General features: G+C 64.0%; 12 protein-coding genes. 8 read left to right on the plus strand and 4 right to left on the minus strand.

The window, feature by feature from the left end; genetic code table 11:
- Nucleotides 1-13: 13 nt before the first annotated feature.
- A complete protein-coding gene (locus tag QM590_RS08445; RefSeq protein WP_269594533.1) occupies nucleotides 14-2,362 on the minus strand; it encodes a thiamine pyrophosphate-binding protein in 2,349 nt (782 codons plus the stop codon).
- Nucleotides 2,363-3,120: 758 nt separating this feature from the next.
- Here QM590_RS08445 and QM590_RS08450 point away from each other — a divergent pair.
- The 3 genes from QM590_RS08450 (at nucleotide 3,121) to QM590_RS08460 (ending at nucleotide 4,434) form a co-directional block, all read left to right on the plus strand.
- Nucleotides 3,121-3,780: a GAF domain-containing protein gene (locus tag QM590_RS08450; RefSeq protein WP_269594534.1), complete on the plus strand. Its 660-nt coding sequence runs from the start codon at nucleotides 3,121-3,123 to the stop codon at nucleotides 3,778-3,780.
- Nucleotides 3,777-3,956: an ANTAR domain-containing protein gene (locus QM590_RS08455; RefSeq protein WP_269594535.1), complete on the plus strand. Its 180-nt coding sequence runs from the start codon at nucleotides 3,777-3,779 to the stop codon at nucleotides 3,954-3,956. Before QM590_RS08450 ends, QM590_RS08455 begins: the two co-directional genes overlap by 4 nt.
- A 265-nt stretch (nucleotides 3,957-4,221) precedes the next feature.
- Nucleotides 4,222-4,434 carry a hypothetical protein gene (locus QM590_RS08460; protein WP_269594536.1) on the plus strand — a complete coding sequence of 71 codons (213 nt, stop codon included), beginning with the start codon at nucleotides 4,222-4,224 and terminating at the stop codon, nucleotides 4,432-4,434.
- A 10-nt stretch (nucleotides 4,435-4,444) separates the two neighbouring features.
- Here the strand turns inward: QM590_RS08460 and QM590_RS08465 are convergent, their stop codons facing one another.
- Entirely contained in the window at nucleotides 4,445-5,113 is a 669-nt protein-coding gene (locus tag QM590_RS08465) for a TetR/AcrR family transcriptional regulator (RefSeq protein ID WP_269594537.1), read from the minus strand.
- A gap of 136 nt (nucleotides 5,114-5,249) precedes the next feature.
- Here QM590_RS08465 and QM590_RS08470 point away from each other — a divergent pair, with 136 nt between their 5' ends.
- Genes QM590_RS08470 through QM590_RS08485 form a run of 4 tightly spaced genes read left to right on the plus strand, consistent with a single transcriptional unit; the run spans nucleotide 5,250 to nucleotide 8,180 of the window.
- A complete protein-coding gene (locus QM590_RS08470) occupies nucleotides 5,250-6,452 on the plus strand; it encodes a cytochrome P450 (RefSeq protein WP_269594538.1) in 1,203 nt (400 codons plus the stop codon).
- The gene (locus QM590_RS08475) at nucleotides 6,449-6,646 is read left to right on the plus strand and encodes a ferredoxin (protein ID WP_269594539.1); all 198 of its coding nucleotides are present in this window, start codon (nucleotides 6,449-6,451) and stop codon (nucleotides 6,644-6,646) included. Before QM590_RS08470 ends, QM590_RS08475 begins: the two co-directional genes overlap by 4 nt.
- Nucleotides 6,643-7,782: an NAD(P)/FAD-dependent oxidoreductase gene (locus QM590_RS08480; RefSeq protein ID WP_269594540.1), complete on the plus strand. Its 1,140-nt coding sequence runs from the start codon at nucleotides 6,643-6,645 to the stop codon at nucleotides 7,780-7,782. Before QM590_RS08475 ends, QM590_RS08480 begins: the two co-directional genes overlap by 4 nt.
- A gap of 11 nt (nucleotides 7,783-7,793) precedes the next feature.
- Entirely contained in the window at nucleotides 7,794-8,180 is a 387-nt protein-coding gene (locus tag QM590_RS08485; protein WP_269594541.1) for a hypothetical protein, read from the plus strand.
- 126 nt (nucleotides 8,181-8,306) lie between these two features.
- Here QM590_RS08485 and QM590_RS08490 read toward each other — a convergent pair whose 3' ends face one another.
- Both QM590_RS08490 and QM590_RS08495 read right to left on the minus strand, forming a co-directional pair.
- On the minus strand, nucleotides 8,307-9,632 hold the full coding sequence (locus QM590_RS08490; RefSeq protein WP_269594542.1) for a sensor domain-containing phosphodiesterase: 1,326 nt from the start codon (nucleotides 9,630-9,632) through the stop codon (nucleotides 8,307-8,309).
- Nucleotides 9,633-9,946: 314 nt separating this feature from the next.
- On the minus strand, nucleotides 9,947-10,999 hold the full coding sequence (locus tag QM590_RS08495; protein ID WP_269594543.1) for a YihY/virulence factor BrkB family protein: 1,053 nt from the start codon (nucleotides 10,997-10,999) through the stop codon (nucleotides 9,947-9,949).
- Between the two features lie 169 nt (nucleotides 11,000-11,168).
- On the opposite strand from QM590_RS08495, the gene QM590_RS08500 reads away from it, so the two are divergent.
- Complete coding sequence (locus tag QM590_RS08500; RefSeq protein ID WP_269594544.1) at nucleotides 11,169-12,233, plus strand: NAD-dependent epimerase/dehydratase family protein; 1,065 nt, start codon at nucleotides 11,169-11,171, stop codon at nucleotides 12,231-12,233.
- Nucleotides 12,234-12,290 lie beyond the last annotated feature (57 nt).

Below are 12,290 nucleotides of genomic sequence, written 5' to 3' on the forward strand. Positions count from 1 at the left end.
CGTCGGAGCTGCGTCAGTGATCGGTGACATCGAGCGCCGCACCGACGATGGAGTCGGTATCGATCTTGTGGTGCTTGTACACCTCGTCGAGCGATCCGACCTGCCCGAAGTTGCTCACTCCCAACGACGTCGAGGCCACTCGGTTGACGGTCGCGAGGAAGGCCAGAGTGTGCGGGTGGCCGTCGAGCACGGTCACCATCGGTGTCGCCCGATCGGCGGGAAGGAGTTGATCGAGAATCCACGACTCACCGACACCGCGTCCCTGTCTTGCTTGCAGGGCTCGGTAGAGCTCGCCAGGGCTGGTGATGCACAGAACGTCTGCGATCACACCGACCTTGATCAATCGCTCGGCCGCCTCGAGTGCCTCGGTCATCACGGCCCCCATCGCCGCGATGGTCACCGTCGCACCGGCCCGACGCACCAGTGGATATCCGCCGGCAACGACCTGGCGACGCCTGCGTTCCCGGGCCGCCGGGTCGGTGGGGACGTCGGCCTTCGACTGGTCGACGGGTCGCGTCGACAACCGCAGGTAGGCCGAGGTTCCGTCGGGCCGGCCGAGACGCGCGATGCCGGCGAGCAGGGTCCATTCGACGTCGATGGCGAATGCGGGTTCGTAGCTGATGCAGCCGGGCTGTTCGAGACCGATCGACGGTGTCTTGATCGATTGGTGCGCACCGCCTTCCGCGGCCAGCGTGACGCCGGACGGAGTGCCGACGAGGATCGATTGGCCGCCGGCGTAGATGCCGTACGACCACGGTTCGAGGGCGCGTTCGACGAACGGGTCGTACATGACGCCGATCGGGAACAGTGGCTGTCCCCACCGGCTCCACGTGGCACCGAGTTCGCCCATCAGCCCCACGAGGTTGGTCTCGGCGATGCCGAGTTCCATGTGCTGACCGCTCGGTCCCTCGCGCCAGTGCATGATGGTTTCGGCGTCGTCACCGAACCAGTCGTGCCGATCGGATGAGGACCACACACCGACCTTGTTGACCCAGCCGCCGAGGTTGGTGGTGGAGCTGACGTCGGGGCTCACTGTGACAACCCTTTTCGCCGCTTCCGGGGCCTCGCGAGTGAGGTCTATCAGCGTGCGGCCGAGAGCGGCCTGAGTGGTGGCGGTGCCCTTCGGAGTTCGGCCGATATCGGTGGGAACGGCGGGGGGAGTCGACGCCGGAATCGGGTTGCGACGTAACCGTTTCGCGGTGTGGATGCACAGTCGGCCCGGTGCGCAGTCGTCGTCGAAGCGGCCCCAGGGCGCAGCGGGATCCAGGTCGAGGCTGCGAGCGAGCTCGGCGTACTCGTCGACTGTGAGCAGCGAGGAGTGATTCTGCGGATGTCCCTGAGTGGGCAGTCCGAAGCCCTTGACCGTGTACGCGACGATCACGGTCGGTCGGGTGTCGTCGATGCGAGAGTAGGCCTCGCGCAACGCATCCAGGTCGTGTCCGCCCAGGTTGCGAATCGACTCGGTCAACACGGTGTCGTCGAGGTCGGCGATCAGGTCTGCGATCGTCGTAGCATCAGGTCCCGATCCGGGGAGCCTGGTGCGCACTTGGTCGGCCGTGCAGCGCAGCAGACGCTGGTACTCGGGGTTCGGCATGTCGAGGATTCGGGTGCGCAGAGCGCCGCCGCCCGGCTTGGCGAAGAGGTCTTCGAGCAGTCGGCCGAATTCGACGGTGATGACCTGCCACCCGGCGGCGTCGAACATCTTCTCGAGACGGCGCGCGGCGATGTTCGGCACGACGCGATCGAGGGACTGGCGGTTGAGGTCGACGATCCAGACGATCTCGCCGAGTTCTGCGATCCCCGGGTCGATGATCGCTTCCCATACGGCACCTTCGTCGAGCTCGGCGTCACCGACCAGTGAGTATTGGCGTCCGCTGAATCCGGTCCGTGCGGAGTCGTCCGAGCCGAATCGATCCTCGACGAAGCGTCGCGACATCGCACCCCAGATCGGTGCGGTGGCACCGATTCCCACCGAGCCGGTCGAATAGTCGACGGTGTCTGGGTCCTTCGAGCGCGACGGGTAGGACTGCAGACCGCCGTAGGCACGGAGGGTCGTCAGATACTTCTCGTCCAGTTCGCCGAGGAGGTAGTTGATCGCGTGCAGCACCGGGGAGGCGTGGGGTTTGACCGACACGCGGTCTCCCGATTGCAGTTGCTCGAACCACAGTGACGTCATGATCGATACCATCGATGCGCACGATGCCTGGTGTCCGCCGACCTTGAGTCCGGTGGGGTTGGGCCGAATCCGGTTGGCGTGGTGGATCATCGACGTCGACAGCCACAGTACGCGCTGCGCGATGTCGTGCAGCTCTTCGCCGTCATCTGTGGACGAACGGCGGTCGGCGGGGCTGATGCTGGTCATGACAGATGGCTCCTGAATCGACGACGAAGAACGTCCTGATGCCGGCCGGGGACGAAGGGCACGTGAGAAGAGCGGACGACGCGGGCGTTCGGGTTGCGAATCGCCGGAAGGGTACAACTGAGCTGCGATGGGGACAGTGCACCAGCCGCTTGCCCAGCTGCGCAAGTGATGCGGCAGAAATGGAGCAGATTGCACAATTCAGGGGTACCTGCTGCTACGAAACCTGGTCGTACTGACAGATCGGGTGAGCTGATCAGCCCGGTCCTTCCCATCCGCACGCTTCACAGGAGGCATAGATGCGGCTGCTGGACGGCCCAACGGCCGGCGAGTCGATGACGTTCTCTCCCAACGTGATGTGTGCACAGATGGGGCATACACCCCGATAATCGAGGTTGAAGCTGTAGGTGAGCACTCGGACTCGATCCTGTACGTCGAATGCCGCCACCGCGCGTGCCACGGTCGACCAGCTTGTGTCCTCGACAGGAAGGTGCCGAGGTTCGAGTCGCCGCTACCTCGCGCTGCGTACAGAGGGCCGGCTATCGACTGCCGCTTCTTCGCGATCGAACTTGTCGACGTGAGCGACAGTAGACCCCGAGGCCCCCGCTCGTCGATAGCCGATGTCGTGACTGTCCGGCGTCGCCTTACCCGTCGGTTTGACATCGGGCGTACGGTGAGGGCATCCGGTGAAGGTCATCACCGTCGACAGGCCTCGCGCACGTCAACAGGTGTAATGACTGCACCATCTGGGACTCGATCCAATGACCGACCGTAAATTCGAGAACTCGACGCCGAACGAAGCCAGGGCGGGAGCTGATTTCGACGAGGAGATCCTGGCGGCTCTGTCGGCACCGACTCGTCCTCCTTCTGCAGAAGGCTATTTTGCGCAGGACACGTTCGACGCACTCGACATCTTTCGTGGAATTCTGCTCGAACACAGGCGATTCGAGGTGCTCCTCCAAGGGCTGTGTGAGCAGGTGGTTGCTGCGGTTCCCGGAGCAGACATGGCGGGAGTCACTCTGCTGCATCACGATTCGGAAAATCCTGCGACCGCAGCGTGTTCGGACGCACGTGTCGTCGATATCGACACCGATCAGTACAACGCCGACGAAGGCCCGTGTCTCGAGGCCGCCAGAACCAAGCGCATCGTCTGTGTCCGGGTCGACGAGGTCGCGGCCCGATGGCCGACGTTCGCAGCCGCAGTATCCGATCTCGGGGTCGAAAGCTGTTTGTCTGCGCCACTGGCAGTCGACTCCGAACATGCCGGATCGTTGAACATCTACAGCTTCGACGGAGATGGCTTCAGCGACATCGACGAAGTTCTGGTGAAATGTTCGTCACGGCGGTCGAGGCCGCGGTATGGAATTCGCGGCATACGGAGGACGCGAAGCAGGAGACTGCCGGGCTGCGTCTCGCGATGAGCACGCGCGCCACCATCGAGCAGGCGAAGGGGATTCTGATTGCGGTGCGAGGCATTTCACCCGATGCCGCGTTCGCCGCGTTGGCCCAACAATCGCAACGGGAGAACACCCGGGTGGCGGTCGTGGCGGCGCGGGTCGTCAATTCGGCCGTGGAGGACACACGCAAGCATCGTTGATTCGACCCGCGTGAACGACGGGCCGTAGGGTCGGGGTCACGCCGCTCATTCATCACACACAATGGTTCAGCGAAACCGAACCGACCTGTTGCATCCCAGGTCAGAAGGTCGAGTCTCATGACCGACACACCTATCCACGACGAACTACAGAACTTCATGAAGATGAGTGCACGCGGGAATGATCGGAAGGTCGAGCCCGTAGACGCTTCGGTGCCCGTCGAAGTGCCTGCGCACGCCCCCGCGAGACATCACAGGGCCTGACGGCATGGCCACCGCGCGAGAGAAGCAGGACGAGGCTCTTGCCGTCTACCGGCGAGCGAAAGATCGCGAGCAGGAACTCGCCGGTGTGCGCGGACAGTCCGACGCCGATACGCCGTTGCTCGTCGACCTCGACGATGCGGAGATGCGCGGTGCGATCGAAGCGGACATATCGGCGCAAAAGGCGCTGAGCGTCGCGCTGAGGGCTGCCGACGACTGACTTCGGTCGGCTAGGTGAACGGCTGGGCTGTGGGGTCGATCGCTGCGTGAACTCCGCCGCTGTACGACGTCGGAAGCTCGCGGCCGCACAGAGTTTCGGCCTCGTCAGCGGAGATGCCGAGCGCTCGCAGCACGCGCTGCGTCGTGCCGTCCACTGTCACTGCTTCGTCGCGCTCGGGTTGGGCGAGTAGCAGCCGTCCCATGGACAGCAGTGAACCGGCCACGATCGCGAGTGCGACATCTGCGTCGTCCACATCGAATCGCCCTTGTTCGGCGGCCGATTCGATATCGCGGCGTGAACGCGGTGCCAGGCCGCCGGCTGCTGAGAATGCGGCGGCCTCCGAGTTGAGCAGGACGCGACTCAGTTGCGGCTCGAGGCGGAAGAGTCGTCCGGACAACCGGAAGGACTGAGTGAATTTCTCGACCGGGTCGTCCAATCCCACGGTGAGCGAGTCGAGGTAGTCGCCTGCGGATTCGAGGGCCGCGTCGATGGCTGCCTGCCACAGCTCTTCTTTGGTCTCGAAGTAGTTGTAGAACGATCCGTTGCTGACGTCGGCGGCCTGCGTGATCTCGAGAACGGGTGCGTTGGTGTTGCCGCTCGCCAGGAATCCTTGCGCGGCCCGAACGAGGGCGGCTCTGGTACGAGCCTTCCGGCGCTCGACACGGTTGCCTTCGGTCACGGGCTGCTCCTACTCGACAGGTTGTACTGCCAGCCTATCGCCGGTCAAATATGACGATTTCGTCAAAAATCTTGACTGGTGACGCTCTCATGGGTGACGATATCGTCATTAACTGCTCTGCATCGAGGACGTGCACATGACCCATGTTGATTCGATTCCCCAGTACCGAACGAACATCTACTCCACCGGTGCCATTGTCGATCCGTACCCGCACTATGCGAGGTTGCGAGAACTGGGCCCGGTGGTGTGGCTCCCCGGTCAGCAGGTGTTCGCCATCCCGCGGTATGCCGAGTGCAAGACAGTGCTGCTCGACGACGAGACCTTCGTATCCGGGGACGGCGTCGCGCTCAATCCCATTGCCAACCGGCTCGGCCGGGGCACCACCCTCAACAGCGATGGCGACGAGCACGCATCGAAGCGGGCAATTCTGGTGCACCGTCTGACTCCGAAGGCAGTCCGGAAGATGACCACGGCGATCTCGGAGAAGGCCGAAAGCATCGTCGACGCCGCGTTGAGCAAGCAGTTCGTCGACGGAGTCGACGACATCGCGACGGCCCTCCCCATGTCGATCGTCCCTGATCTCGTCGGCTGGCCCGAGGATGGCCGCGAAGACATTTTACGCTGGGCCGGAGCAACTTTCGACTCGCTGGGCCCCGTCAATCGGCATTCGGCCACCGCGGTGAGGGCTGCCGCCGAGATGTTGAGTTTCTCGAAACGGGTGGTGCGCGAGCGGTCGGTGTTGCCCGGAAGCATGGGCGAGGACGTGCTGATCGCCGCCGACGAGAATCGACTCGAGAAATCGGCGTGCCCGGCACTGATGATCGACTACCTCGGCCCATCGCTCGACACCACCATCGGAGCTATCTCCGGCGCACTGGACCTGTTCGCCCGACATCCCGAGCAATGGCAGGCGATACGGCAGAACCCGGACCTGATTCCCAACGCGGTCAACGAGGTCGTCCGGTACGAGTCACCCATCCGAGCATTCTCTCGACGGGCCGTGCGCGACGCCGATATCGGCGGATCTTCGATTCCCGCAGGGGCCCGCGTGCTGGTGATCTACGCGTCGGCGAACCGGGACGAGCGGGAATGGGACAACCCCGACGCGTTCGACATCACCCGCGATGCGGCCCGCCAACTCGGTTTCGGTTCGGGTACGCACGGCTGCGCCGGTCAAGGATTGGCGCGACTCGAAGCGCAGACCATGCTTCGCGTGCTGGCGCGCCGGGTCGAACGATTCGTCCCCTCGGGAAAACCGAAAAGGGCTGTCAACAACGTCATTCACCGATACGAACGCCTGCCGCTGAAATTGGTGGCAGCAGAAGGGACACCGCAATGAGAATCGACGTCGACTGGGATCGGTGCGAAGGGCATGGAATCTGTGCCGATCAAGCTCCGAAGGTCTTCGGCCTGGACGACGAGGGCGAGCTTCACTACGCCTTCGATGGCGGCGACGTACCCGACGACCTTGCCTCCGCGGCACGTTCGGCGATCGGCGCGTGTCCGGTGGCGGCCCTCCGAGAGAGCACGTGAGCACCGACAGTCGCATCGTCATCGTCGGGGACTCCATCGCCGGGTGCACCGCTGCCCGTGAGCTCCGCGCCCGCGGGCATCACGGTCCGATCGTCTTGATCGGTGCCGAGGACGACGGCTGCTACGCGAGACCGCCGTTGTCGAAGCATGTGCTCAAAGATGAGGCAGCAGAGGCCCAAACGTGGGACCTGTCCGATCTCGACATCACGGCGATTCTCGATCCTGCGGTGTCGTTGGACGCCACACGACGGATGGTCACCACGACTGCCGGAATCGACGTTGCCTACGACGCTCTGATCGTGGCCACGGGAGCGTCCGCCCGGCGCATCGCCGATCCGGATCAGGCGGGCGAGAGCGTGCTGCGGACCTTCGCGGACGTCCGCGCCCTGCGTCCGGCACTGGACGATGCCTCTACCGCAATCGTGGTGGGTGCAGGGTTCCTCGGCATGGAGGTCGCCAGTGCCTGCGCTGCACGCGGGATCGCGGTGACCGTCGTCGACGTGGATCCACCGTTGCAGCGGCTCCTGGGTTCCTTCCTGTCCGACGCGATAGTCGTGCGAGCCGAGGCTGCCTCGGTCGAGTTCGTTCGGGCGGATGCCCCCGTCGCGTTGGTGGGTGATCCCGTCACGGGTATCGAGTTCGCAGATCGAACGCTGACCGCTGACCTCGTTGTCACCTGCGCCGGTGATGAGCCGCAGACGGGTTGGCTGGACGGTACCGGTATCGCGGACCGGATGGGGGTCGGGATCGACCACCGCTGCGCTACCGAAGTTCCCGGCATCTTTGCCGCCGGGGATGTCGCCTACTCGCGCACGGCGTCCCGTCGAGCACCGTTCTGGTCGAACGCCGTCGCGCAGGGCAAAATTGCTGCGGCCTCTGCGCTCGGCGTCGAACCGACCTGCGCACCCACCGACGATTACTTCTGGACCGAGATCCTGGGATTGTCCATCAAAGTCGTCGGTCCTCTTCCCCTGCAGGGAGATCCGACCGTTCTGGAAGGATCCGTCGACGACGGTTCTGCCCTTCTGCAGTGGACTCACCAGGACGGCCGCACCACCATCGTCGCATTCGGCATCAAGAAGCCGGTCGGTCTGCTCCGGCGTTTGGCTCGCGAGAACACTGTCTCCACTACCTGAGGAAAGTAATCATGGCTATCAGCACCACACTTGTACGACGCCTTCCCGACATCGTCGGGTTGGGCCGTGCGGCAATCGGACTCGCCCATATGATCGCGCCCACTCGCGCCAACGAACTCCTGGCCGGGCCCGACGCCGCCGTGGCGACCACGCGTGCTGCCGCCCGCACCTTCGGAATCCGAGAAATCTACATCGGCGGCGGGCTGTATGCAGCCACCAGGTACGCCCCGAAGTTGGTGCGCCCCTTGCTGCGTGCCGGGGTGGGAGTCGATGTCTGGGACACCGGCGCCTTCGCTCTGACCGCGTATCTGCCGCGGCGGACGCGCGTGGCGGGCTGCGCCATCGCCGGAGGATTCGTTGTTGCCGGTGTGCTTGCCGACGTGCAATTTGGTAGGTAGCTGCACTTTGCCTTCGTACCCGGACCGGCAACTGCGTGCATCAGTTTGCGCATAGCCGCCAGAAGACATCCGCGCAGTGGTGGATCTGGTCGCCTGAACAGCATGTTCGACTCGATGCCGACGTGGCTAGGCTTCGCCGGCTGTGAACGCGTTCTCGGTCCGATCACGGACGGGTGTCACGCTCTTGGACAGTAGTGTCACGATATCTGCCGCCGGCACGGGCCTTGACCACCAATAACCCTGTCCGTGAACCGAACCCAGTGCCGCGACCGCGCCTGCCTGTTCAGCGGTTTCGACGCCCTCGACGGTGAATTCGAGTTCGAGGTCTTGTGCGAGAGAGTGCAACGTTCGCATCATAGCGTCCCCTGCACGTGTGCCGAGTCGCTCCGTCACGGCTTTGTCCACTTTGAATCCCGAGAGTGGAAACTCCAAGAGCCGTTCCAACCCGGACCATGCGGCACCGAGATCGTCGAGGACGACGCCGAAGCCGGCGTCACGCAGGTCCGCAACGAACCGCGTATTGACCGGGCTGGACGCGAAGGAAGCCGATTCGGTGATTTCCAGGACCACCGACTTCGGGTTGCATCCTGAGTCGCGCACGGTGGTGATCAACCGGTCGACGCAGTCAGGATGTGCAAAGTGCACTCCGGACAAATTGATGTGGACTCGGAGGGAATTGTCGATGGGTAACCAGGTCACCAGGTCGCGAAGGCCTGCGGTGAGGATCGCGAGATCGAGATCGATGATCAGTTCGCTGGCCTCGATGCGTTCGATGAATGCGTCGGGGGTCAGGAGTCCTCGGGAGGGGTGATTCCACCGCGCCAACGCCTCGACGGCGGCGACGCGCCCACTGTCGAGGTCGATGATGGGCTGGTACCAGGGGCTGATTTCCCCGGCCGAGATGGCTGCCGCGAATTCGGCTGAACCGGCAGAATCCAAGGGTGAGTGGCCGCGGTCACGGTGGGTGGAGAGCTGTTCCTGGACCGTCCCGGCCAGCAGTGTGAGTAGGCGTTCGTGGGTCTCGGTCACCGGGTGGGGTTCGGTGTCGAATACACAGAGTGTGCCGATGACCATTCCTTCTCTGCCCACGATCGGTATTCCGGCGTACGCCGAGAGGCCGGCGTCGAGCATCATCTCCCGTACCGAACTGTCGTCGGGCAGCGTGGATGCGCCGGGGGTGTTTACGTCGTCCACGCCGACGATCCTGTTTGCGTCGACGGTGTGTGCGCAGATGGTGTGGGCGCGGGGCACCACGGCCCCTGCGCTGGGCGCAAACCCGTGTTGGGCCAATGTGTACTGCGTGTCCTTGTCGACGATGTTGATCATCGAAATGGGAAAGTCCAGCGCGGCTGCGGTGAGCTGAGCGGCCGCGTCGAGGGCGGGTGTCAGGGCAGAGAAGTCGAGATATTTACGCGCAGAATCGCTTTGACGACGAGCGGTGGACCGAAACATCGCAGGGCTCCTTCTCGACGCTCAACGACGACGGTTCGGCCGTGCCGCGCGCCTCTGCGCCGTATACCTCGAGCAGCAGGGAAGGAAACCCCCGGAGGCGGTCATAGCCTCACGCTTGCGCTCCGCGCAGGCACATCATGCTCCACTCGACCGCCCGGCCGCGGGGATTCCCGGATCGGTTCCGCGGAGTGGAGCAACCGTTGATCGATCGCCGAGATCAGTAGCCAGCGAGAAGTGCCACACCGGGGAGATTGCCGGGGCCAACTGCGAGACCGTTCAGCAACTGCTTTCGATCGATCTGGATGGAAACGAATTCACGACTCGGGATTGTGTTCCTCGCGTAATTGCCGACCCTGCTCGACGGCTTTCGCGTCCTTCTCGTCGTTCTTGTCCGATACTCGTGTGTCGCGCGGCGGCAGTTGCAGTCGTCTCTCGGCGACGATGCCCGCCTGAAGTTGCCGGCCGCGTTCGAGCTCGGAGTCCAGTTCGGCACCGAAGAGCAAGGCCAAGTTCGTGATCCAGAGCCAGAGCAGGAACACGATGGCTCCGGCCAGTGAACCGTAGGTCTTGTTGTAGCTGGAGAAGTTCGCGACGTAGAAGCCGAATGCGACGGTGGCGAGAATCCACACGATGATGCCGACGGCGGCACCGGAACTGATCCATTTGAACTTGGGCTGCTGCACATTGGGAGTGGCGTAGTACAGGATCGCGACAGCGAGGGTCACCACGATCAGCACCAGTGGCCAGCGGGCGATGTTCCAGATCGTCAGCGCCGTGTCGCCGAGTCCGACGGCGTCTCCGACGGCCGAGGCAATGGGTCCGCTGATCGCCAACATGACCGCGGCGAGTGCGATGAGCACCAATGCAATCAGTGTCACCAACAGCATGAGCGGACGCAGTTTCCAGACGGGACGCCCCTCGTCCACCTCGTACATGCGGTTCATCGCGCGTCCGAATGCGCCGACGTAGCCGGACGCGGACCACAGCGCGCCGGCGATGCCGATGACCAGCGCGAAGCCGGCGGTCGGAGCTTGTACGAGTTGCTCGATGGGTGCGCGCAAGGTGTCCACCGCAGACTGCGGACCGAGATCGCCGACCACTTGCAGCACACCGTCGACCGTCGCTTGTCCCTGGCCGAAGACACCCAGCAACGACACGATGGCCAAGATGGCCGGGAACAGCGACAGCACCGCATAATACGTCAACGCCGCGGCGAGGTCTGTGCACTGGTCGCGGGAGAATTCGCGCGCAGTTTTCTTCGCTACGTAGATCCACGACGGCTTCGTCAGATCCGCAGGTGAGTCCGCTTTGCGCGGATCGTCGGGGTCGGCTTCGGTGGGAGCGGGTGTTGACGCAGTGTCGGCCATCGACCTGCCATACCCCCGGTTCGGCTGCGAAAACGTAGTGTTTCGATCCACCGGTTCAGGGCATCCCGAGTAATCATCGTTCCCCGTCGCGGGGCTTCTCGCCGCGATGCCCGTACTGCGAAAGGCGAACCCCTGTGGGCCCAGGCAACTGTTCGACCACCGAGGGATCATGCGGGTAGTCGTCATCGGTGCCACCGGCAATGTCGGTTCGGCACTGGTGCGGACGATGCAGCGCCGCCGGCCGGCGGACTCCATCGTCGCAATTGCGCGTCGACAACCCCATTACGCGGCGGAACGAATGGAGTGGGTCTCGCTCGATGTCACGGCCGACCGGGCGAACGACGCCTTGCGGTCGGCACTTCGCGGTGCCGATGCAGTTGTCAACCTGGCCATAGCATTTCAGCCGATGCGCAACCGTGAGTATCTCCGTGCGGTCAACGTCGACGCAGTGCACACAGTAGCCACGGCCTGCGCAGAATCCGGAGTCCCACATCTGGTGCACATGTCCTCCGGTGGGGCTTACGCCCCCGGCTCCTACGGCGTCGAAGTCGACGAGTCCTGGCCGACTACGGGTGTGCTGTCGTCGACGTACAGCATGGACAAGTCGGCTGCAGAGTCCGTACTCGACCACATCGAGCGGGCCTACCCCGATCTCGCGGTGACCCGAATTCGGCCGGGATTGATCGGGCAATACCAATTCGGCAGCGCCATTTTGAGATTCGGCCTACCCGACGTCGTTCCCTCCGGGGTCGTCGACCATCTTCCGCTACTACCCATCGACAGATCGTTCACCGTTCCGGCGGCCCATACCGACGATGTCGCCGATGCGATCGTCGAGACTCTCGACCGTCGTGCGACCGGTGCGTACAACCTCGCTGCTCCCACACCGGTCAGAGCACAGGACGTGGCCGATGCCTTCGGTGCGCGCATCGTGCCCGTCTCGCACCGGGTGCTGTCCGGAGCTGCTCGGGTCGCCTTCGACGCCCACCTCTCGGCCATCCATCGAGGATGGGTGGATCTTGCCTTCGCCACACCGATGTTGAATACCGATCGCGCTCGACGGGATCTTCGGTGGAGCCCGCGCTTGGACGGACCGGACGTCGTCCGCGAGGTCATCAAGGGGCTGCGCGATGGCGCGGGTGCCGCCGGCCCGCCATTGCGTCGGCGCACCACGAGGGACAGGCTCCGCTCGTTCCGCCGTCGCGGTTTCGTTTCTCGGGGCAAGCAATCGTGAAGGTGGCGGCAATGGTCCGAGATCTTCCGGCTGGTGGGCGGCCCCGATCGGTGGCAG

The sequence above is a fragment of the Rhodococcus sp. IEGM 1372 genome (assembly GCF_030056835.1).
In the GTDB taxonomy this organism is placed as follows: Bacteria; Actinomycetota; Actinomycetes; order Mycobacteriales; family Mycobacteriaceae; genus Rhodococcoides.

What these genes read in the sequence shown, in the direction of transcription:
- QM590_RS08485 (WP_269594541.1), top strand. Translation starts at nt 7,794, where the DNA reads ATGGCTATCAGCACCACACTTGTACGACGCCTTCCCGACATCGTCGGG.
- QM590_RS08460 (WP_269594536.1), top strand. Translation starts at nt 4,222, where the DNA reads ATGGCCACCGCGCGAGAGAAGCAGGACGAGGCTCTTGCCGTCTACCGG.
- QM590_RS08470 (WP_269594538.1), top strand. Translation starts at nt 5,250, where the DNA reads ATGACCCATGTTGATTCGATTCCCCAGTACCGAACGAACATCTACTCC.
- QM590_RS08445 (WP_269594533.1), bottom strand. Translation starts at nt 2,362, where the DNA reads ATGACCAGCATCAGCCCCGCCGACCGCCGTTCGTCCACAGATGACGGC.
- QM590_RS08495 (WP_269594543.1), bottom strand. Translation starts at nt 10,999, where the DNA reads ATGGCCGACACTGCGTCAACACCCGCTCCCACCGAAGCCGACCCCGAC.
- QM590_RS08500 (WP_269594544.1), top strand. Translation starts at nt 11,169, where the DNA reads ATGCGGGTAGTCGTCATCGGTGCCACCGGCAATGTCGGTTCGGCACTG.
- QM590_RS08450 (WP_269594534.1), top strand. Translation starts at nt 3,121, where the DNA reads ATGACCGACCGTAAATTCGAGAACTCGACGCCGAACGAAGCCAGGGCG.
- QM590_RS08490 (WP_269594542.1), bottom strand. Translation starts at nt 9,632, where the DNA reads ATGTTTCGGTCCACCGCTCGTCGTCAAAGCGATTCTGCGCGTAAATAT.
- QM590_RS08475 (WP_269594539.1), top strand. Translation starts at nt 6,449, where the DNA reads ATGAGAATCGACGTCGACTGGGATCGGTGCGAAGGGCATGGAATCTGT.
- QM590_RS08455 (WP_269594535.1), top strand. Translation starts at nt 3,777, where the DNA reads ATGAGCACGCGCGCCACCATCGAGCAGGCGAAGGGGATTCTGATTGCG.